The organism is Streptomyces sp. NPDC015220, from assembly GCF_043079345.1.
GTDB lineage: Bacteria > Actinomycetota > Actinomycetes > Streptomycetales > Streptomycetaceae > Streptomyces.
On sequence record NZ_JBIBUK010000028.1, the window covers coordinates 1 to 21,485 of the forward strand.

Below are 21,485 nucleotides of genomic sequence, written 5' to 3' on the forward strand. Positions count from 1 at the left end.
TGAACTGATACGACGTCAAATGAACTGGTTATATGAGTAATTGACTGGGCATTGGGCCTTCAAGGTGATTTCCTGATGCCTGGTCACCCTTTGCGTGGGCGTACCGGCGGAGACTCACGGCGCGTCGCTGCTTGACATGGGGGCGCATTGTGTCGAAGGGCCGGAGCCGGGCCGTCCAGCGTGTGGGCGCGGCGGCAGCTGACGGGCGGCGTTCGACGACGGCCCTGGACGTCATGGGCACAGGGGCGCACGCCGCCACGGTCATGGGCCGGTTCCGCACCACGCGTCCGGCGTCGCTCGCGGCCTGCCCCGGCCGAGTCGCGGGGCCCGGAGATCGCCCGGCACGTGGGGCGGAATCTGCCCCGTCATGGGCCGGACCCCGAGTGACCACGACGGCAGGCGGGCGGCCCTCGCCGGAGTCGTCGGCCGCCCACCTGCGACGCGCGTGCCCGTCAGGAGGCCGACGCGGCCGCGGCGGGCTACGTCGCGGAGGTACGGCCCGCCGCACAGCGCAGTACGCCGCCGTCAGCGGGCAGGCGCCGCCGTCAGCGGGCAGGCGCCGCGGGCAGCGGGCAGGCGGCGCGTGCGGCTCGTCGGGCAGCGCAGCGGGTCGGGGAAGAGTCCGAGGGCTGGGGGAAGCGACCCGGGCACGGGGCGATGGTGGTCGGAGCCGGGGACGCGGTGGCCGAGCGGTTCGTGTGCCGCTTCGCGCGTCGGACGATCTCCGTCCACCGCGGGTTCGCTGCCCCCGGCTCCCGCATCGCCCGGCCGGGGGCCGGCGTACCGGGCGGCGGCCGGGCCGGCCGCCGCCCTCACGACGCGCCGAGGGCCGTCAGGAATTCTCGATGGTGATGAAGGGGTCCCACTGGAAATACCCCTTCAATTGCCGATGGCGGTCCAGGATCTGGAAGTAGAAGTGGTAGACGACCTTGCCGGCCCTCCGGACGGTCGTTCGCCAGTAATGATCCTGGTAGTTCTGCGTCACGAATTCCGGCCGCCCCTCGGTCCCCTCCTTCGGCATCGGATAGATTCCGTCGATCACCTCGATCTCCGGCGTCCTGATGAGCAGGTGTTCGTTGTCGCTGCTCACATACCTGTACAGCAGGGCCTTGTAGTCGCTGCCGAGCGACAGCGTCGTCTCCCGCCACCTGATGGAGTCCCCGGGTTCGGCCCGGAGGTTCAGCTCGGCTCCCGACGTGCCGACGATGTGGTCGTGACGCGTCGTCATGTAGATGAGGCTCTGGTCGACGTACGTCGGCGCGTCGGGATTCCTGGACGCGTTGGGATACTGCTCGACGATCGTGGCCGCGTCGAACGCGATCAGAACGTTGAGATCGGACATTTCCAGCCCCCTTCGCATACGGACTTTCGGCTGCGTGCGTCTCGGTTCCGGGACTTCCGGTTCCGGGACTTCCGGTTCCGGGACTTCCGGCTATCGGGCTTTCGGCTGCCGGGCTTACGGCTTCGGCACCTTGTACGCCATCGCTCGCGGGTAGTCGTGCCGGTGCAGGCGGACCCGGACCAGGAGCGGTCCGGCGTTGACCGGGTCGGTCGGGTCGGTGAGGCGGGCGAGCAGGTCGTCCAGCTCAGCGGGGTGCGCGATGCTGACCCCGTTGGCCGGGGTCCCACTGCCGGCGAAGACGGCCGCCAGGCGGTCGTAGTGCCACGGGTGGAGGACGTTGTAGAAGTCCGCGCCGTCCGCAGGGGAGTCCGGGTCGGCGTGACCCCGCTCGGCGTAGTAGGCCGGGTGCACCAGCATCTGCTCGATGCCGTACAGGTGTCCGTTGTCCATGACGAACACCACCGACCGCAGCCCGAGCCTGGTGTGGGTGGAGATCTCCTGACAGGTCTCCTGGAAGGCGCCGTCGCCGACGAACACCATCGGGCGGGCGCGCCCGCGCTCGGGGGCGAGCGCGGCGCCGGTGGCCGCGCCGACCGACCAGCCGATGGACAGCCAGCTGACCTGCGACAGGAATCCGCCCGCGGGCAGCGACAGGTTCATCGAACCGATGAGTGAGAACGCGGCGTCGGAGACGACCGTCCACTCCTGCCGGCTCTCGTGACCCAGGAACTGGTTGATCCGGTCGAACACGCCGTCGTAGGTGAGCCGTTCGGCGTGCCGCGGCCGCGGGCCGCCGGTGCGCAGCGAGGCGCGGTGCTCCGCCAGGTCGGCGGGGCGGGCGCCGAGCGCTCCGGGGCGGGAGTGCGCCTCGGCATGGGCGTGGGCCTCGGCGTAGTAGTCGGCGGCCAGGCCGTCGGAGCCGTAGGTCTTCACCAGGGCGTCCGTGAGGGCGGGCAGCAACTGCTGGAGCTGGACGTCGGGGAAGTAGGAGGTGCCGACGCTCACGCCGCCGTTGGCGGCCATCACCCAGTCGGCGCCGACGCTCTGCTCGCCGCCGAGGTTCTTCGAGGTGGACCAGGCGCCGAGCCCGATCCGGCAGGTGGCCCAGTCGCGGAAGATCTCGCGCACGTCCGGATGGCTCGCCCCGCCGTTGTAGACGCCGTGGAACTGCGGCAGGTCCTCGTCGACGACGGCCTTGGCGCCGACGGTGGTGCAGAACGGCACGCCGGTGGCCTCCGCCAGGTCGGTGAGCTGCCCGCCGAGGCGGAACCGGTCGATCTCCTCGCCGGCCCACACGATCGGGCGGGGCCTGCCGTCCGGGCCGGGGTGCTCCTCGATCAGGGTGAGGACAGCGTTCACGGCGTTCTCCAGCATGGACTGGTTGCGCGCGCTGAACGGCCGCTCGCGGCGGACGATCGGCTCCTGCGGCTCGGCACAGGGCTCGTCCCACAGGTCTTCCATGACCTCCAGGTAGACCGGCCTGCGCTCGGAGAGGCACGCGGTGAGCGCGGCGTCGATCTGTCCGGCGGCCAGGCCCGGGTGGGAGATGACCTGCGCGTCCACCGTGACCTGCCGGTAGACGTCCAGGTTGCTCTCCGGGCGGGGGCTCATGTGCGAGGTGAGCAGGCCGACGGCACGGTAGTTCTGCCACTGCTCGTAGGGCGGGGAGGCGTTGACGGCGACGAGCGGGACCTGCTCCACGTAGGCGCCGCCGCAGGCGTTGAGCAGGTTGAACGCGCCGACGCTGTAGGTGACCGCGGCCGCGCCGATGCCGTGGATGCGGGCGTAGGCGTCGGCGGCCTGGCCCGCGCCTCCCTCGGTGGGGGTGCCGACCCACTCGATGTCGCCCTCGTCGCGCAGGGTGGTCAGGAACGGGCCCAGGTGGTTGCCGGGGACGCCGAACAGGTGGGTGATGCCCAGTTCGGCCAGGCGCAGGGCCAGGTAGCGGGCGACGGTGCATTCGGGAGTGATCTCGGTCATGAGCACCCCTCCTTCTGGTTCGGACCGGGTGTGGTGACCGGCGGGGCCTGGTGGACGGCGGTGGCGGCGCGCACGGCGCTCTCCAGGGCGCCTTCGACCCAGGCGTGCTTGAGGGAGGTGTGCTCGCCCGCGAAGTGCACGGGGCCCTCGGGCCGGGAGACGTCCAGGTGGAAGCTGGTCATCTGGTGCGCGGTGTAGATGGCCGCCTCACCGAAGGCGTACGGGTCGCGGGCCCAGCTCTGGGTGGCGCCCCGGCCGGTGAAGAACACCTCGATGCGCCGGCCGTGCAGGGCCTGGAGATTGCGCAGGGCGTAGACGTAGCGCTCCGCCTTCGGCATCGAGTCCCAGCGCGCGGCGTCGTCGGACCAGCAGTACGAGGCGAGGACGACACCGCCGGTGCTGCCCTCGACGCGGTGCGAGGGGTAGTACATGAAGCGGTTGGGGTTGTCGGCGGCGGAGCCCCCTCCGAAGCAGTGGGTGGCGGGGCGGACGGCGGGGCCGCGCAGCGGCAGGGAGCTGTCGAGCCGCCGCATCTCCTCGGTGACGCCGCTGTCCTTGACCGCGGCGCCGAGCAGTCCGGCCCCCGCATCGGGGAGGGTGGGCACGGCGGCGGTGTCCGTCTCGCCGCTCACCCGGTAGTACTCGTGCAGGCCCGGTGCGATGCCCTCGAGTTCGTCGCGCCAGTCGTCCTCGGTGAACTCCCACCACCGGTGGCTGAACTCCAGCAGCACCTTGGTCGCCTGGTCGTAGTGGGTCTCGATGACGGCGCGGCGCTTCTTGTAGGACATCGAGGGGACGATCTCCACGAAGCGCAGGGCGGAGAACGGGATGGTGACGATCGCCAGGTCCGCGGTCCACCGGCGCGGCGGCGCCTGCGGGTCGTTCTCGGCGACGGTCCGGACGGCCACGCCCCATCCGCCGGGCCCGACGGCGCCGGTGCCCTCGGGGTCGGCGTCGCGGCTGGGGTCGTGGTACTCGAGGCGGATCATGCGGTGCCCGAGCCGCACCTCCTCGCGCAGGCCCTGGTGGAGGGCGTGCGGCAGACGCCAACTGCCGCCCGGTATCTCCCAGTAGCGGACGGCGGGGTTGATGTCGCTGCGGCTCAGGAAGCCGTGGAAGAAGGAGAGGTAGAGCCGTGAGGACATGTTCTCGAGGGTTCCGACGGCCTCGATCGCCTCGTCGCTCAGCCCGGCGTGGTCGCGCAGGAAGCCGCCCATCGAGCAGCCGTCGAAGTCGCGGATCACCCGGGCCCAGCCCTCGACCCATGCGTCGAACGGCTTGTTGACGCGCCGGCCGTCGACGACGTCGGAGTAGTAGTCGCGCACCCTCTCGAGCGCGTCGTCGACCATCTTCACGACGGGGGCGCGGACCTCGTCGTCGGTGAGGTGGAAGCCCTCGTTGACCGGTTCGGGACCGGCGGTGTAGGCGGCGCGCCGTACCTGGACGCGATTGGCGCGTATCCAGGAGTTGCCGCGCTTGTCGGGTTCGCGGAAGTCGGGGCTGTCGTCGCCGTAGGTCCAGGTCCGGCCGGTGAAGGAGGTGTACGTCACCGGTGGCACGGGGACCTCGGGGCCGCTGCCGGTGGCGGGGTCCACGTCCACGTTGTAGAACTGGCGGCGGCCGAGCCCCAGTTTGTCGACGAGGGCCAGGACGAGCGGGTGGAAGTCGGGCAGCCGCATGGCTCCGGCCTCGGCGTACTGGGCCGGGTCGTCGAAGGGCTGGTGGTGCTTGGTGGTGCGGAAGGTCTTGATGCGTCCGCCGACACGGCTGGCGTTGGCCTCGAGGATGGTGACGTCGTGGCCGGCGTCCTTGAGCAGGCGGCCCGCGACGAGTCCGGTGATGCCGGCGCCGACGACGAGGATCTTCTTGCGCGGGTGCTGAGTCGGGCCGAGGCGACCGGTGTCTATCAGGGTGTGGAGGTAGTCGAGCTTGAGGTCCTTGCCGTCCGGCCCCACGAGGAGGAGTTCACGGGCGAGCCTGAGACAGGTCTGCCAGCGCGCACGGGTGGCGGAGTTGTCCCGTGGAATGTCGGTCATAGCTTGCGATGGTAGAGATGCGGAAACGATTTCCCGGTTCGCTCCGCAGACAAAGTCCTGAAAACGCCGACCGGACCGCATGACGGAATTTCGGCTTGCCCGACTCCTCCTTGTGAGAACCGGAGATTCCCGAGGGACGGAAGGGAATCGAGGAGTGAGGTCGAATCAGGTGATTCCCCTGCTCACCGTGGAAATCTCGGGGTCCTGACGGCCTCTGCCCCGCCGGCCCGACGAGCCGGGAAGACACCATGACGGCTATTTCCGCACAGCCGTACGATTCATTATCCGCGAGATTTCACCGCCGGTGAGAAATGGGCCGGTGACGGTCCCGGTCCCGACCGGTTCGCGCCGCCGTCACAACGTCCGGGACCGTGTCGCTCGGCGAACCGCTCAGCGCGGGCGGGCCGTTTTACGCACCGGCGTGAGCTGTTCACGGCATCGCCGGGCCCCACCCGCCGCAAGCCTCACCCACCCACCGCGCGGGCGCCGCGGCGGCGCAGCGGGGACCACGGCTCCCCACGGCAGAGGCCTGAACGCGCCTGCGCAGACCGGTCCGTCCGCCACGTCACGGTCGCCGTCCCGGGCCGAGCCGGGACGGCGGGGCGCCGGACGGACCGGTGCCCGCGAGCGCGACGGATTTAGTTGACGTGTCACCTACCCAGGGCTACAGTGATTGAGCGTTGAACAAAAAGGTGGCCTCCGGGCCACCCCGACCCGAGGAGACACTCATGGGACAGCTCGACGGCAAGACGGCCGTGGTCACGGGCGGCACCAGCGGCATCGGACTGGCCGCGGCCCGCAGGTTCGCCGAGGAGGGCGCCCACGTCTTCATCACCGGACGCCGCGAGGAAGCCCTCGACCAGGCGATCGAGCAGATCGGCGGGTCGGTGACCGCCGTGCGGGCCGACAGCGCCGACCTGGCGGACCTCGACCGCCTCTACGCCACGGTCGCCGAACAACAGCGCCGCATCGACGTGTTGTTCGCCAACGCCGGCGGAGGCGAGTTCGCCACCCTCGAACAGGTCACCGAGGAACACTTCGACACCACCTTCGACACCAACGTCAAGGGCGTCCTGTTCACCGTCCAGAAGGCCCTCCCGCTGCTCAACGACGGCGCCTCGGTCATCCTCACCGGCTCCACCGCGGCCACCGTCGGCAACGAGGCGTTCGGTGTCTACGGCGCCTCCAAGGCCGCCGTACGCTCCTTCTCCCGCACCTGGGCCAACGAGCTGCGCGGCCGCGGCATCCGCGTCAACACCATCGCCCCCGGCCCCATCACCACCCCCGGCCTGAACGGGCTCGCCCCCGACGACGAACAAGCCGCACAACTGCGCGACACGCTCGCCGCCACCGTCCCCCTCGGGCGCATGGGCCGGCCCGAGGAGGTCGCCTCCGTCGCCCTCTTCCTCGCCACCGAGGAGTCCAGCTTCGTCACCGGCACCGAGCTCTACGTCGACGGCGGCGCCAACCAGGTCTGATCCCCCATCGGGAACCCGCCCGGCGGCGGCCGGGACCGCCCGCACACCCGCGGCCCCGGCCCGGCGGCGCACCGGCCCGGTACCGGGCTCGCCCGACACCGGCCCACCACGTGGCACTCCGCCCCCGGAGCGACGCCGTTCCCCGCCCCTCGGAGTCACGGCAAGGGAGTCGGCGGCGAGCCGTCCTCCCCGGCCCGCCTCGACACGGAGCCGTAGGCCCCTCCCGGCGAGCGGTCCGGACGCGGCCGTCGACCGGCTCCGGCGCGCCCGCGCGGCCATCCGGCGGCGCCCCGGCTCACGCACGTACGGAGCGGGAAACCCGCGAGATGACTGAAGCGTCAACCTTCTCATAGGGTGGACTCATGAGTGAATCACCCCGCTGGCTGTCCCCGGTCGAGGAACGGGCGTGGCGCGGTATGTTGCGGATGCACGATCTGCTGGTGAACCAGACCGGCCGGTCGCTGCAGAACGAGTTCGGACTGTCCGCGGCCGACTACACCGTCCTGGCCGAGCTGACCCGCATCCCCGACGCCCGCCTGCGCGTCCTGGAACTCGCGGACGTCCTCGGGTGGGAGAAGAGCAGGGTGTCGCACCACCTGGCACGCATGGTGAAGCGGGGCATCGTCGCTCGTGAGGAGTGTGCCGACGACCGGCGCGGGTCGTACGTGACGGTCACCCCGACCGGCCGTGCGGCCATGTCGGCCGCCGCGCCACAGCACGTCGCCGATGTCCGGCGCCTCTTCCTGGACCACCTCACCCCCGGCCAGATCGCCATACTGGCGGAGATCACGGACTCGGTCATCCAGAAGATCGGCGCGGACGGGTGACACGCCGGCCGCGGGCGCGACGGCCCCGACCGCGGCCACCGCACCCCGCCGGCTGCCATCGAGCCGGGCCCGCACTCGAGCGCCCCGCCGCGTCGGGGCGTGCCGCCCACCGGTGCGAGCGAGCGGGCGAGGACGTGCCCCCCGGGTGTCGGGGAGGTCCGCGCAGGGCGGCGGGACAGCCGCCGTGGCGGGCATCGCCGCCGGTGGCGGCGCGGGCACGCGGCGGGGTCCGGGGTCAGTTGAGGGTGTCGGGGTCCGGGCCGGTGCGCAGCCCCCGGTCGAGACCCGCGAGGGCGCTCATGTCGGCGTCGGTGAGCTCGAAGCCGAAGACGTCGAGGTTCTGCCGGATGCGGTCGGGGGTGACGGACTTGGGGATCACGATGTTGCCGCTCTGCAGGTGCCAGCGCAGCACGACCTGCGCCGGGGTCACGCCATGGGCCTCGGCCACTCCCGCGATCGTCTCGTCCCCGAGGACCGCGCCCTGGGCCAGCGGGCTCCAGGCCTCGGTGGCGATGCCGTGCTCGGCGTGGAAGGCGCGCAGCGCGGTCTGCTGGAGGCCGGGGTGCAGCTCGACCTGGTTGACCGCCGGGGTGATGCCCGTGTTCTCCAGGAGCCGCCGCAGGTGGGCGATCTGGAAGTTCGAGACGCCGATGGCGCGGGCCCGCCCGCCGGCCAGGATCTTCTCCAGCGCCCGGTAGGTCTCCACGTACAGGTCGCGGGCCGGGGTGGGCCAGTGGATGAGGTAGAGGTCGACGTGGTCGAGGCCGAGCTTGTCCAGGGAGGCGTCGAAGGCGGCCAGGGCCCGGTCGTGCCCCTGCTCCTCGTTCCACAGCTTGGTCGTGACGAACAGCTCCTCGCGGGGCAGCCCGGAGGCGGCGATGGCCCGGCCGACGCCGCGCTCGTTGCCGTAGATCGCCGCGGTGTCGATGCTGCGGTAGCCGGCCTCCAGGGCGCCGGCGACCGCGGCGGTGGTCGCCTCGTCGGGGACCTGGAAGACGCCGAAGCCCAACTGCGGCATGGTCACGCCGTTGTTGAGCGTCACGTTCGGCACGGAGATCATCAGGGGGTCCTTTCTTCGGTGCCGCCCCGGCGGCAGGACCGAGCAGGAAGTGGCCCGCTCGGGCCGGCCACCGCCGGTCCGCGCACAGGGCTGCTCGGGGTCGTCGGCCGGAGGGCCTGGGAGGCGGTCCGGACGAAGGCGTTACCGCGAGGGCGACATTGCGCAAGCGCCTTACGAGCGTCAACAATAATTGCAGACGACTGTTAATTGCAAACGCGGGTATACGAGCCGGGGGCGCCCCTCCCCGTGGCCCTCGTCACCCGGCGTCGACGCCGTGAGGGCGTGCGGATGCCGCTGCCGGGTCCCGGCCGGGGCGAGCCGGCCGGGGCCCTGGTGCCGAGAACGGACGACGGCGGTCGCGGGAGGTCCCGGTCGAGCCGGAGCCCCCGGCGCGGGCCATGGCCCGGCCGGGTCAGGTCCGGGTTCCGGTCCCCGCTTCCCCGGGTGGCGTCCGGAAGCTCTCCGCGTCCGCCCCGCTCAGGACGGCGTCTCCTCGCCCGTCGGGCAGCCCGGGGCGTCGGTCGGTTCCTCGCCCGGGGTCGCGGAGCCGGTGGCGGGCCGGCCGGCCGGGTCCGCGGAGGGGCTCGCCGAGGGGGACGGGCAGGCCGGGGCGGACGGCGAGCCGGTCGGTGTCGGTGTCGGCGAGCCGGTCGGGTCCGGCGTCGGCGAACCGCCGGGCGCCGGTGTCCCGGTCGGGGACCTGGACGGCTCCGGAGCCGACGAGCCGCCGGTGGGCGACGGGACGGGCTTCCTGGTGGGTCCGGCGGTGGGCGTCGCCGACGGGGAGGACGGAGCCGGGGCGCCGGGAGCGGAGGTTCCGGGATCGGGGCCGATGACGATCCCGCCGCCGTCCTTGCCGCCGTCCTTGTCGTCGGCGGGCTTCGTGGCCGGGGCGTCGCCGCCCGCGCCCGGGGACTTCGGGATGACGCCCTTGCCGTCGGGCACGCTGTGCACGCCCCTGCGGTAGAAGTCCAGCCAGTACCGCACCAGGTCCAGGTAGGCGCGCGAGTCGTTGTAGCTGAGGATCGCCGCGTCCAGGTCCGCGGCCCGGCCCAGGTCCCGGTTCCCGGCGCACAGGTAGTGCCCGGCCGCGAGTGCCGCGTCGAAGACGTTGTTCGGGTCGGCGCGGCCGTCGCCGTTGCCGTCGACGCCCCATCGGGCCCAGGTCGACGGCAGGAACTGCATGGGCCCCACCGCCCGGTCGTACACCGTGTCGCCGTCGTCGCGGCCGCCGTCGGTGTCCCGGACCAGCGCGAAGCCCCGCCCGTCGAGCGCGGGACCCGTGATCCGCCCCAGGGTCGTGCCCTGTGCGTCGACCGCGCCGCCGCGCGCCTGGCCGGACTCCACCTTCCCGATCGCGGCGAGCAGTTGCCAGGGCAGCCGGCAGCCCGGGTCCGTGCGGGCGACGGACCGCTCCGCCGCACGGTAGGCGCGCAGCACGGTGGCCGGGACGCCGGACTCGGCGCGGGCGGCCGTGACCTGACGCTGCGTCAGTGGCCCGCCCCTGGTGGTCAGCGGCGGCAGTTCGGTGTGGTACGAGCCGTCACCGGGCGGGGCCGATCCGGCGTCGGGAACCACCGGGGGCGGCGGGTGCTCCCCGTCGGCGGGCGGTGCGCCGGCCTCGCTCCTGGCCGCCGCCGGCAGGCCGGGCGCCTGCGAGGCGGTGAGGGCCGCCACGGCCGCCACGGCGATGGCGGTGGTCCGCAGGCCCCGTCGGGACCGGGCGTGCAGACGTCGTACGCGGCGTGCGGGCATGGCTGTCACTTCCTGTCGGTGGGGTCGGGTGCGGCTGTGCGCGGCTGCGTCCGGTACCGCCCGGCCGGCGTCAGCGGCCGAAGGTGTCGATGCCGGAGACGAGCCAGTGCCCGTCGCGGCGCAGGACGTCGACGGCGAACATGGCTCCGGCGTAGGTGCCTTCGTCCTGGGCCGCCTGCTTGCCCTCCCTGCCCGCGGAGGGCTTGGTCCCGGCGGTGCTGACGCTGCTCTGGTCGGCGTAGACGAGGACCCGGGCCCGGTCCCCGTCGATGCGCTCGACCGCGCTGTCGGTGACGGTGGTGGTGATGACCGCCTTCTGCTGGTCGGCGCGGGCGCGGACGGTGTCGAGCAGGGCCTTGTGCTGGGCGACCGCCTTCCCCGTGAGGAGGGTCTCGGCGGCCTTCTCGTAGGCGCCGGGGTTGGCGTGGTCGTAGGAGAAGAGCGCGGCGACGGCCTTCTCCGTCTGGCCCTTGATCTCGCTCGTGCGAGCGGCGTCGCTCAGGGCGGTGTTGCGTACCGCGGGATCGTCGCGCAGGTTCTGGGCGCGAGCGTGCGCCCAGCCGGCGAAGCCGCCGAGGACGAGGGTCAGCAGACACAGCAGTGCCAGGCCCGCTGAACGGTTCGGCCGGCGGATCGTCCTTCGGCGCGGCGCCGCCTCCGCGGCGTCCGCCCGCTCCGCACTCCTTGGCGGCGTCGCCGTCCGCGCGCTCCGCGGCCCGGTCGCCGTCTCCGTCTCCTCGGGCTCCTGCCGCCGCGCACGGGTGGTCGAGGGGCGGCCGGGGGCCGGGGACCCGGGGGTGGGGGCGGGCAGTACGGCCAGGCCGGAAGGACCGGCCTCGCGGGCCTGGCGGCGCCGCTGGCGGTTGATGTGGTGACGGGTCGTGGGCATCGTGTGGTCCTCTCGTACTGCCCGCTCCCGCGGGCACCGCCGGCTCAGCCGGCCGATGTGCCGCCGACGGGTGCCTGGCCCAGGGCGCTCAGCTTCCACCGGCCACCGGTGCGGGTCAGTTCACCGAGCATCCGGCTGTCCTTGTCGGTGCTCCTGCCGCCCGGCGCCTTCACGGTCACCCGCAGCGCGACGAGCACCCGGGCCCGGCCCGCGCGGTCGTCGAGTTCGGTGACGGCGCCGGAGAGCACCCGGGCCGTGGTGACCGTCTTCGCGGTCTTGACCTGCGCGGCGAACTCCTTGCGACCGGAGACGAGCTGGTCGTGCAGCTCACCGGTGGTCGAGGACTCCCACAGATCGAGGCCGCGGTCGAGGCTGTCGTGGTCGAGGGTGTTCAGGTTCTGGACGGCCTGTTCACCCGCGGCCAGTGCCCGGTCCCGCTGGACCGCGTACGCCGCCGAGTCGTCATGGGCCGCCGCGTACCAGTCCCAGCCGGTCCAGGCCGCGAATCCGCCCGCGACCAGGACGAGGGCGAGGATCACGGCCGGCAGGGACCGGGGCCCGGCGAGCCGACGGGCCGTGCGTTCCATGGGTGTCTCCCGTCTCCCGCGCACGTTCAGCGGGTGGTGATGTCGACGATCCGCCACTGGCCGTCCTCCCGGTGCGCGGTGACCGTGAGCTGGGCCGCGGCGGAGGTGCCGGCCCCCTTGCCGCGGCGCGAGACCTGGTCGAGGAAGACCAGCAGCCGTGCGTCGTCGCCGTCGAGCCGGATCACCCCGGTGCGCACCGCCTGGGTGCTGAGGGTGACGCCCTGCTCGGTGACGTCCGCGCGGATCCGGTCGAGCAGTTGGGTGTACTGGCGTGCCGCCCGTCCGGTGAGGACGGAGCGCGCCGAGCGCTCGGTGGCGTCGAGGCCGTCCGGCGTGTACGAGAAGACACGGGCGAGGTCTTCTCCGATGTCACCCGCGACCCGGGTGGTGGCCTCGGTGTCGGTCAGCGCGTGGTTCCCGGCCGACGGTGCCGATCTCAACCGGTGGGCGCCGTAGAGGAATCCGCAGCCGGCGAGGACGAGCACCACGGCGAGTCCGGCGAGGGCGATCGCCCGCAGCCGCCCGCGCGACGGCCGAGGCCCGGTCGCCTCCTCCCCCGGGCCGGTCCCGCCGGAGTCCGGGCCCGGGTCCGGGGCGTCACCGGCGGACTCCGCCCGGGAGCCGCCCCCGCCCGGCCCCGGCCCGGGGCCGTCGCCGCGGGACTCGGAAGCCGGGTCCTCGGCATCCGTCCCCGGGCCCGGATCGACGCCCCCGCGGGACTCGGCGGGCGAGTCCCCCTCACCCGACCCCGAGCCGTCGTCCCCGCGGGACTCGACGGACGAGTCCTCCGCACCCGACCCCGAACCGTCGCCCCCGCGGGACTCGGAAGTCGGGTCCTCGGCACCCGGCCCCGAGTCCGGACGGTCGCCCCCGCGGGACTCGGCGGGCGAGTCCCGCGCATCGGACTCCGGGGCGGGCTGGGCGGCCCCGTCCGCCGGTGCGGTGGTGTCTCGGCGTGTCCTGTCCCTGCGCAGCAGCCGTGTCATCGGCCGTCGTCCTCCTGTGCCGTCCCGGCGAGCGGTACCGCGTCCAGTGCCCTGACCTTCCACCGGCCGTCGCCCGTACGCTCCAGGACCGCCTCCAGGCGTTTGCGGTCCGTGGTGGGTGTCTTCGTCCCGGCGGGTGTGACGTCCACGCGTACGGTCGCGATGAGCTTCGCCGTGCCGGAGCGGGTGTCCAGGGCGGTGACGGCGGCCTCGGTGACCGTGCCGCGCGCCGAGGCGCCCGTCCTGGGCTCGGTGCGGGCCAGTTCGTCCCGCAGCGGACCGGTCGAGGCCGCGCTCCAGGACCGGATGCCGGCCTGGGCGTGCTGCCGGGAGGAGGCGTCGAGGGTGGTCAGCACGGCGATGGCGGCGCGCCCGTCGGCGAGCGCCCGGTCGCGTGCACGGCCGTAGGCGAGCGAGTCGTCGCCGCGGGCCTGGGCGTACGTCCACGCGCCGGTGCCGCAGAATCCCAGCGCCAGGACGAGCGCCGCGCCGGTGAGGACGCGGGCCCGCCTCATCGGGCGCCCTCCGCGGCCGGAGCCAGCAGGCCCGCCAGGCCGGCCGGGGAGCCTTCGCCCGCGTCCGGCAGGGCGAGCGCCCCCGGCAGTGACGTGGTGGCGGACGTGGTCCCGGCCGCGGAGCCGCTGCCCGAGGGCAGGGACGCCGGCTTGGCCGGCTCGGGCACCCCGCCGCCGCCCGGGGCGTTCGCCGAGCCCCGTACGTTCGTTCCGCCCGCGGCCGAAGCGGTGCAGGACGCCCGGGTGTTGAGGGCGGGCGCGGTGCCGAGGTCGAGTCCGTTGCGGTAGCGGGTGCCGCCGTATCCGGCGGTGCACGGCAGAGGCTGGAAGAAGGTGACGGCCATGCCGAGGTGCACTTTCCCTCCGTCCACGGCGGTGGCGCCGGCGGAGACGGCCGCCGGGTATTTCACGAGGAGTTCCTCGATGCCGTGCTGGCGGGTGACGGCGATCTCGGAGGTGGTCAGGAGGTTGGCGAGGACCACGCCCAGAGCGGGGTCGAGGTCGCGCAGGACGCCGCTGACCTGGGTGGCCGCGTCGGGGGTGACGGTGAGCAGCTCGCGCAGGTCGGAGTCGGAGTCCTTGAGGGTGCGGGCGAGTCGCCTGGCGCCGGTGGCGAAGTCGCGGACGGCCTGTCCCTCCTCGGCCTGGGTGCGCAGCACCGTCTCGCCGTCGGTGATCAGCCGGGTGGTGGACGGCAGGGCGCGGTCGGCGGCCTGGACGAAGGCGCTGCCGTTGTCCAGCAGCACCTGGAGGTCGTCGTCGTGGCCCTCGAAGGACTTGCCCAACTCGTCGACGACGGTGCGCAGGTCGTCCAGCGGCACCGACCGCGTGAGGTCGTTCACGCTGGTGAGGACGTCGGTGACGGGTGCGGGCACCTGGGTGTCGGCCTGTTCGATGCGGTCTCCGTCGGTGAGGTGGGGGCCGTCGTCGCTCTGCGGCCGCAAGTCGATGTACTGCTCGCCGACCGCGGACAGCCCCGCCACCACGGCCCGGGTGTCGGCGGGGATGCGCGGGGCGGACTTCTTGATGCGCAGTTCGGCCACCACCCCGTCGGCGGTGAGTTCGATCGGGCCGACCCGGCCCACCGACACCCCTCGGTAGGTGACGTCGGAGTGGGTGAACAGCCCGCCGGTCCGGGGGAGTCGGACGTCGACGGTGTAGTAGTCGGCGACCCCGATCCAGCGGCCGAGGTCGGCGTAGCGGATGCCGACGAAGGCGAGGACGAGCACGGCGATGACCAGGAAGGCGAGGTTCTTCAGCCGTACGGCGAGGGTGATCATCGGGCGTCGTCTCCGTTCTGGACCGGGACGGAGACCGACGGCAGCGGCAGCGGCAGCGGGGCCGACGGGGAGGCCCCGGCGGACGGGCCGGACCCGCCCGCCCGCCGCGCCGGGCCGCCCTTCTGCGAGCCCTTGTCAGCGTCCTTCTTCGCCGGGCCGTTCTTCGCCGGGCCGCCCTCGGCGGCCGCGCCCTGTCCGCCGGCCGCCGCGGAGCCGGACGGCGAGGCCGTGGCCTGCGGCACCAGTGGCGGGATGATCCGGGTTCCGGGCGTGGCGGCCATGTTCAGGTACACGTTGAGGTAGTCGCCCTTGACGCCGTTCAGCACCTCGTCGGTGAAGGGGTAGGTCAGCAGCGCCTGGAGCGAGTCGGGCAGGTCGGTGCCCGCGTCGGCGAGGGCCCTCAGGGTGGGCGCGATGGCCTTGAGGTCGGCGACCATGTCCTGCTTGCCGGCGTTGATGGTGGAGACGGCGACGCCGGACAGCGTGTCGAGGGAGCGCAGCATGGTGAGCAGGGCGCCGCGTTGCTCGTCCAGGGTCTTCAAGCCGGGCGAGAGGTCGGTGAGGACGGTCCGTACGTCGTCCTTGCGGCCGGCCAGGGTCGCGGAGAGCCGGTTGACGGCGTCGAGGGCGTCGGTGATGTCGCCGCGGTGGTCGTCGAGGTCGGTGACGAGGGTGTTGACCCGTTCGAGCGTGGAGCGCACCTCGCTCTCGCGGCCGCCGAGGGCGGCGTTCAGTTCCCGGGTGATGGTCTTGAGCTGGTTGACGCCGCCGCCGTTGAGCAGCAGGGACAGCGCGCCGAACACCTCCTCGACCTCGGTGTTGCGGCCGGTCCGGGCGATCGGGATGAGGCTGCCGTCGCCGAGCCGCGCGGTGCCGGTGTCCTTGGCGGGCGCGACGAGCTGGACGTACTTCTCGCCGAGCAGGCTGGACTGTTCCAGCCGGGCGCCGGCGTCGGCGGGCAGCCGCACGTTCCCGTTGATCCTCATGGTGACGCGCGCCTGCCAGCCGTCGAGGTGGATGGCGGTGACCCGTCCGACGGCGACGTCGTTGACCTTGACCGCGGCCTGTGGGACCAGGCTGAGCACGTCGTCGAGTTCGGCGGTGACGGTGTAGGGGTGGGGGCCCAGGTCGGCGCCGCCGGGCAGCGGCAGGTCCTCGATCCCGTCGAAATGGGGGACGGTGAGGGTGAACGCGCCGAGCGCCAGGGCGAACCCCACGGCGAGGGCGAGCAGGCCGCCCGCCGAGGTGCCGACGGCCGCCCCGCCGGTGAGCAGGCCGCGTCTCACGGCCGCCGCCCGCCGCGGGCGGGAGGCACCGGGCTCACCGGCATCCGGTGGGCCCGGCGCCTGCGTGTCCTGCGCGGTCGGCTCCCCGGGCGCGGGCGCCTCCTGGAGCCGTCGTGTGCGGCGCTTCACCGCGCCCCCTTTCCGGAGGTCGCCGCGCCGCCGGTGGCCGGCAGCGGCAGCAGCGGTCCGCCCATGCTGATCTCGTTGAGGTTGGCGCGGCCGTCGAGGGTGCGGGTGTCGGTGTCGTAGGCGCCCACCACATTGCTCGCGGCCAGGGGCGCCACGTCCAGTGCCTCGGCGAGCGAGGCCCGCTGCCGGACGAGGGTCTGGGTGATCGGCACGAGTTTGTCGACGTTCTTCTTCAGCTCGCCGCGGTTGTCCTTGATGAACTGTTTGACCTGGGCGAGGGCCGTGCCGAGTTGCCGCAGGGCGCCGGCCAGGTCGTCCTTGTTGTCGGCGAGGAAGCTGACGACCGTGTCCAGGCGTTGTTGGGCGGTGCGTACGTCGGCGTCCTTGTCCTTCAGCATGGTGGTGAAGGTCTGGAGCCGGCTGAGCGTGGCGAACAGGGAGTCGCTGGAGCCGTTGAGGGTCTTGGCGGCCTTGCCGAACTGCTCGATGCTGTCGCCGATGGCCGCGCCGTTGCCGTCGAGGTTGGCGGCTCCGGTCCGCAGCAGGTCGGACAGGGCGCCGGTGGAGTTGGCGCCGTCGGGGCCGAGCGCCTTGCTGAGGTCGGTGATTGAGGCGTAGAGCTGGTCGATCTCGACGGGGGTTCGGTTGCGGGAGACGGGCAGCACATCGCCGTCGCCGAGGACGGGCCCGTCGTGGTAGGCGGGGGTGAGCTGCACGAACCGGTCGGCGACGACGCTCGGCGCCACGATCACGGCCCGTGCGCCCTTGGGCACCCGCACCCCGTCGTCGAGGAGGAGTTCGACCCGCACCCGGGTGCCCTGCGGGTGGACCGAGCCGACCTCGCCGACGCGCACTCCGAGGATGCGCAGGTCGGAGCCTGCGTAGATGCCGACGGCGCGGTCGAAGTAGGCGGTCAGGCGGGTGCCGGTGGAGTCCAGGGTCCGGGCGACGGCCAGGCCGGCGGCGACCACCACCAGGGCGAGGGCGCCGGCCAGGAGCCTTCCGCGCCTGGTCGCCGGGAGGAGTCTGGCGCGCCCGGTTCTCGGGGGGCGCCCCGCGCGCCCGCGCGCCGGGAGGAGTCTTCCGCGTCTGGTCATCACTCACCGCTCCCCTGGACCTGCGCCGACTGCTTCGGCGGCATGCATCCGGTCTTGGGCTGGGACTGGGCGGGCAGGTAGGTGCGGGGCACGACTCCGCACAGGTAGCTGTCGAACCACCGCCCGCTGCCGAGGGTGTTGCCGACGAGGCGGTAGTAGGGGCCGACCAGGGCCAGGGTCCGGTCGAGCTGGGTGCTGTTCTTCTCCAGGACGTCGGTGACCCGGCCGAGTGCCTTGAGGGTGGGGCCGAGTTGCTTGTCGTTGTCCTCGATCACGCCGCTGAGCTGGGTGGCGAGCGCCCTGCTGCCGGTGAGCAGGGCCCGGATGGCGTCGCGCCGGTCCTCGAGCTCGCCGAGCAGGGAGCCGCCGTCCTCGATCAGCCTCTCGAAGCTGGACTTCTTGTCCTGGAGTGTCTTGGTGAACCGCTCGCTGCCCTGGAGGAGCCGGGACAGCTCCTGGTCGCGTTCGGAGACGGTCCGCGACAGGGCGGACAGGCCGGTGGCGGCGTTGCGCACGTCGGGCGGCGAGTCCTTGAAGGTCTGCGAGATCGTCTCGAAGCTCTCGGCGAGCTGCCGGGTGTCGATGGCGTCGACGGTGGAGCCGAGGTCCTCGAACGCCTGCGTGACGTCGTACGGCGAGGTGGTGCGGGTCAGCGGGATGCGGCTGCCGGGGTCCTGGCGGTCGCCGCCGAGCGGGTCCAGGGCCAGGTACTTGTCGCCGAGCAGGGTCTTGATGGCGATGGCCGCGGTGGTCCGGTCGCCGATCCAGGCGCCCTCGGTCTCGAAGGTGACCTTGACCTTGTCGCCGTCGAGGGCCACCCCGGTGACCCTGCCGACCTTCACACCGGCGACGCGCACCTCGTCGCCCTCGTCCAGGCCGGCCGCTTCGCTGAAGTCGGCGCTGTAGGTGGTGCCGCCGCCGATCAGGGGCAGCCGGTCGGCGTTGTAGGCGAAGACGGTCAGCAGGACCAGCAGGAGCAGGCCGACGAGGGCGACGGCGATGGGGTCGCGTTCCTTGACGGGCTTCAGACGCGGCCGGCCCGGGCGTCCGGTCCGGGTGGCGCGGACGTCGGTGCGGCGATCGGGCCGCAGCAGGAGGGTCATGCGCCGCACCTCGGTTCCGTGACGTCGATGCCGGTCGGCGCCTTGGAGCCGTCGGAGGTGCTCACTCCGCTCACCCGGGCCTCGCAGAGGTAGAGGTTGAACCAGGATCCGTAGGAGGACAGGCGGGCCAGGGCGGTCATCTTGGCGGGGCTCTTGGCCAGGAAGTTCTCGAGCTGCCCGGTCGCGTCGCCGAGGTTGTCGGAGAGCCTGCCCAGTTCGCGGATGTCCTGCTTGAGGGGCTCGCGTCCGTCCTGGAGGAGGCCGGCGGTGACGGTGGTCAGGTCGCCCATCGCGGCGACGGCCCGGCCCAGGGGCTTGCGGTCGTCGTTGAAGCCGCTGACGAGCCGGCGGAGGGTGTCGACCAGGTCGTCGAATCCGTCCTCGCGGTCGTTGAGGGTGGTCAGGACCGTGTCGAGGTTCCGCACCACCTCGCCGATCACCTTGTCCTTGGCGGCGACCGTCGTGCTGAGCGAGCCGATGTGCCGGATCAGGCTGTCGACGGTGCCGCCCTCGCCCTGGAGGACCTGGACGATGGAGCCGGCGAGCTCGTTGACGTCCTTCGGGGAGAGTCCCTCGAACAGCGGCTTGAAGCCGTTGAAGAGCAGGGTCAGGTCCAGGGCGGGTGCGGTGCGGTCGAGCGGGATGGTGTCGCCGGATTCGAGGGTGCCGGTGAGGTCTCCGCTGCCGCGGTCGAGGGCGAGGTAGCGCTGGCCGACCATGTTGAGGTACTTCACGGCGGCGGTCGTCGAGCGGGGCAGGGTCCGGCCCTCGCGGACGGCGAAGGTCACCTGGGCGGTGCGCCGGTCGACGACGCGTACGTCGGTGACCTCGCCGACCTTCACCCCCGAGACGCGCACGCTGTCGCCGTCGACGAGGCCGGTGACGTCTGTGAACAGGGCCTTGTAGGAACGGGTTCCGTCTCCGACGCCGGTGTTGGCGACGCTCAGGCCGAGCACGGTGGTGGCCAGCGCGGTCACCACCACGAAGACGAGCGACTTCAGCAGGGGTCCGGTCAGCGGGCGGCGGCCCGGGTAGGCCTCGTCGGGGTTCTTCCCCGCGCGGTCGCGGATCCTCATCCCAGGGTCACCTCCGTCCCGCGCAGCGCGGGACCGGCGAGCAGGCTGCTCCAGTCCGGCAGGTCGCCGGGCTGTTCGCCGGTGGCCGGTGCGAGCAGTTCGTTGACGAGCTGGTTCTCCTGCGCGGAGTTGGCCGGCCCGAGGTTCTGGCCGGCGGTGGCCGGCGTCTGCGCGGCCGGCGCGGCGGGTACGCCCAGGTAGGGCACCGGGTAGCAGTGCGGGCCGCCGGAGGCGTCGTAGACCGGGGTGTCCCGGCCGGCGACGTAGGCGCCGCGCGAGGGCACGGTGGTGACGTCGACGTGCAGGCCGGGGCGGTCGGTGCCCTTGCCCAGCGCCTGGTCCATCCGGGGCACGAACTCGGCGAGGGTCCGCAGGGTGCAGGGGAAGGACGAGGAGTACTCGGCGAGCAGTCGCAGGGTCGGCTTGGAGGCGGCGCCGAGCCGGATGATGTTGTCCTTGTTCTGCCGCAGGAAGGCGGTGACGTCCTGGGCGGTGGCCGTGGTGGCGCCGAGGGTGGAGGCCAGCTCGCCGTCCTTCTCCGCCAGGGTGCGGCTGGTGGTGGTGAAGTCGGTGAGTGCCGTGACGATGTCGGGCGCTGCGTCGGCGTAGAGGTGGCTGACCTTCACGAGTTCTTTCAGGTCGCGGTTGAGGGTGGGCAGTTCGGGGTTGAACCTGCGCAGGTGGGCGTCGAGTTGGCTGAGGGTGTCGCCGAGCCGGGCGCCGCGTCCCGAGAGCGCCCGGGAGACGGCGGACAGGGTGGCGGAGAGTTTCTGCGGCTGGACGGCGGTGAGCATCGGCAGCACGTTGTCGAGGACCTGCTGCAGTTCGACGGCGTTGGCGGAGCGGTCCTGCGGGATGGTGTCGCCGGCGGCCAGCGACCGGCCGGAGGGGTGCGCGGGCGGGACGAGGGCGACGAAGCGCTCGCCGAACAGGGTGGTGGGCAGCATCTGCGCGCTGACGTCGGCCGGGATGCGGGCGAGGGCGCCGGGGCGCAGGGCCAGGGTGAGCCGGGCGCCGTTCACGGTGGGGTCGATGGCGCGGACCTCGCCGACGACGACGCCGCGCACCTTCACCTCGGCGCCCAGGTGCATCTCGTTTCCGACGGCGCCGGTCTCCACCACCACCGGAGAGGTGTCGGTGAACGTCTTGTCGTAGACGGCGACCGCCAGCCAGATCAGCAGGACGGGCACGGTCAGGAACACCACGCCCGCGAGCCTGCGCCGCAGTTTCTCGCCTCTTGGACTGATCATCTCACCCCGCCACCTTCACGGTCGTGGTGGCGCCCCACAGGGCCAGCGACAGGAAGAAGTCGGTCACGGAGATCAGCACGATGGCGTTGCGCACCGACCGGCCCACCGCGACGCCGACGCCGGCCGGTCCGCCGGTGGCGTGGAAGCCGTGGTAGCAGTGGGCGATGATCACGATCACGCTGAAGATCAGCACCTTCAGCACGGACAGCAGCACGTCCGTGGGTGACAGGAACAGGTTGAAGTAGTGGTCGTAGGTGCCGCGGGACTGGCCCTTGAACATCACCGTCACGGTGCGGGACGCCAGGTAGGAGGAGAGCAGCCCGATCGCGTAGAGCGGGACGATCGCGACCACCCCGGCGATGATGCGGGTGGTGACCAGATAGGGCAGGGAGCGGATGCCCATGGCCTCCAGGGCGTCGACCTCCTCGTTGATGCGCATGGCGCCGAGCTGGGCGGTGAAGCCGGCCCCGACGGTCGCGGAGAGGGCGAGCCCGGAGACGAGGGGCGCGATCTCACGTGTGTTGAAGTAGGCGGAGACGAAGCCGGTGAACGCCGCGGTGCCGATCTGGTCCAGGGCCGCGTAGCCCTGGAGTCCGACGACGGTCCCGGTGAAGAGCGTCATCCCGATCATCACGCCGATGGTGCCGCCGATGACACCGAGGCCGCCGCTGCCGAAGGCGACCTCGGACAGCAGCCGGCGCACCTCCTTGAGGTAGCGGCGCAGGGTGCGCGGCACCCAGAGCACGGAGCGGACGTAGAAGATCAGGCGTTCGCCGGAGCGGTCGAGCCATACGAGCGGGGAGGCCACG

General features: G+C 72.7%; 17 protein-coding genes and 1 pseudogene. 2 read left to right on the plus strand and 16 right to left on the minus strand.

Going from position 1 to position 21,485, the window contains the following annotated elements; genetic code table 11:
* Positions 1-832 precede the first annotated feature (832 nt).
* The 3 genes from ACF061_RS34310 to ACF061_RS34320 all read right to left on the minus strand — a co-directional run bounded on the left by ACF061_RS34310 (position 833) and on the right by ACF061_RS34320 (position 5,358).
* Positions 833-1,342: an inclusion body family protein gene (locus ACF061_RS34310; RefSeq protein ID WP_392270923.1), complete on the minus strand. Its 510-nt coding sequence runs from the start codon at positions 1,340-1,342 to the stop codon at positions 833-835.
* 114 nt (positions 1,343-1,456) lie between these two features.
* Entirely contained in the window at positions 1,457-3,322 is a 1,866-nt protein-coding gene (locus tag ACF061_RS34315) for an alpha-keto acid decarboxylase family protein (RefSeq protein WP_392270924.1), read from the minus strand.
* The gene (locus ACF061_RS34320) at positions 3,319-5,358 is read right to left on the minus strand and encodes a flavin monoamine oxidase family protein (RefSeq protein ID WP_392270925.1); all 2,040 of its coding nucleotides are present in this window, start codon (positions 5,356-5,358) and stop codon (positions 3,319-3,321) included. Before ACF061_RS34320 ends, ACF061_RS34315 begins: the two co-directional genes overlap by 4 nt.
* Before the next feature lie 728 nt (positions 5,359-6,086).
* Here ACF061_RS34320 and ACF061_RS34325 point away from each other — a divergent pair.
* Together ACF061_RS34325 and ACF061_RS34330 are read left to right on the plus strand one after the other, a co-directional pair.
* Positions 6,087-6,836, plus strand: coding sequence for a glucose 1-dehydrogenase (locus ACF061_RS34325; protein ID WP_392270926.1), 750 nt, complete (start codon positions 6,087-6,089; stop codon positions 6,834-6,836).
* Positions 6,837-7,261: 425 nt separating this feature from the next.
* A complete protein-coding gene (locus ACF061_RS34330) occupies positions 7,262-7,663 on the plus strand; it encodes a MarR family winged helix-turn-helix transcriptional regulator (RefSeq protein ID WP_392271007.1) in 402 nt (133 codons plus the stop codon).
* A 235-nt stretch (positions 7,664-7,898) separates the two neighbouring features.
* On the opposite strand, the gene ACF061_RS34335 is transcribed toward ACF061_RS34330, so the two are convergent.
* The 13 genes and pseudogenes from ACF061_RS34335 to ACF061_RS34395 form a co-directional block, all read right to left on the minus strand.
* The gene (locus ACF061_RS34335; protein ID WP_392270927.1) at positions 7,899-8,723 is read right to left on the minus strand and encodes an aldo/keto reductase; all 825 of its coding nucleotides are present in this window, start codon (positions 8,721-8,723) and stop codon (positions 7,899-7,901) included.
* Positions 8,724-9,200: 477 nt separating this feature from the next.
* On the minus strand, positions 9,201-10,478 hold the full coding sequence (locus ACF061_RS34340; protein ID WP_392270928.1) for a lytic murein transglycosylase: 1,278 nt from the start codon (positions 10,476-10,478) through the stop codon (positions 9,201-9,203).
* 70 nt (positions 10,479-10,548) lie between these two features.
* Entirely contained in the window at positions 10,549-11,367 is an 819-nt protein-coding gene (locus ACF061_RS34345; protein ID WP_392270929.1) for a hypothetical protein, read from the minus strand.
* A gap of 44 nt (positions 11,368-11,411) precedes the next feature.
* Positions 11,412-11,954, minus strand: coding sequence for a nuclear transport factor 2 family protein (locus ACF061_RS34350; protein ID WP_392270930.1), 543 nt, complete (start codon positions 11,952-11,954; stop codon positions 11,412-11,414).
* Positions 11,955-11,980: 26 nt separating this feature from the next.
* Positions 11,981-12,652, minus strand: a pseudogene (locus ACF061_RS34355) (hypothetical protein); the annotation flags it as partial.
* A gap of 284 nt (positions 12,653-12,936) precedes the next feature.
* Positions 12,937-13,455, minus strand: coding sequence for a hypothetical protein (locus tag ACF061_RS34360; protein WP_392270931.1), 519 nt, complete (start codon positions 13,453-13,455; stop codon positions 12,937-12,939).
* Positions 13,452-14,735 (minus strand): MCE family protein, encoded by a 1,284-nt coding sequence (locus tag ACF061_RS34365; RefSeq protein WP_392270932.1) that lies wholly within the window; start codon positions 14,733-14,735, stop codon positions 13,452-13,454. Before ACF061_RS34365 ends, ACF061_RS34360 begins: the two co-directional genes overlap by 4 nt.
* Positions 14,732-16,021, minus strand: coding sequence for an MCE family protein (locus ACF061_RS34370; protein WP_392270933.1), 1,290 nt, complete (start codon positions 16,019-16,021; stop codon positions 14,732-14,734). Before ACF061_RS34370 ends, ACF061_RS34365 begins: the two co-directional genes overlap by 4 nt.
* Before the next feature lie 125 nt (positions 16,022-16,146).
* A complete protein-coding gene (locus tag ACF061_RS34375; protein WP_392270934.1) occupies positions 16,147-17,247 on the minus strand; it encodes an MCE family protein in 1,101 nt (366 codons plus the stop codon).
* Positions 17,247-18,350, minus strand: coding sequence for an MCE family protein (locus ACF061_RS34380; RefSeq protein WP_392270935.1), 1,104 nt, complete (start codon positions 18,348-18,350; stop codon positions 17,247-17,249). The genes ACF061_RS34375 and ACF061_RS34380 overlap by 1 nt, the downstream gene beginning before the upstream one ends.
* Entirely contained in the window at positions 18,347-19,426 is a 1,080-nt protein-coding gene (locus ACF061_RS34385; RefSeq protein WP_392270936.1) for an MCE family protein, read from the minus strand. The genes ACF061_RS34380 and ACF061_RS34385 overlap by 4 nt, the downstream gene beginning before the upstream one ends.
* A complete protein-coding gene (locus ACF061_RS34390) occupies positions 19,423-20,676 on the minus strand; it encodes an MCE family protein (RefSeq protein WP_392270937.1) in 1,254 nt (417 codons plus the stop codon). The genes ACF061_RS34385 and ACF061_RS34390 overlap by 4 nt, the downstream gene beginning before the upstream one ends.
* 1 nt (position 20,677) lies before the next feature.
* Positions 20,678-21,484, minus strand: a complete 807-nt coding sequence (locus ACF061_RS34395; protein ID WP_392270938.1) for an MlaE family ABC transporter permease — start codon at positions 21,482-21,484, stop codon at positions 20,678-20,680.
* Position 21,485 lies beyond the last annotated feature (1 nt).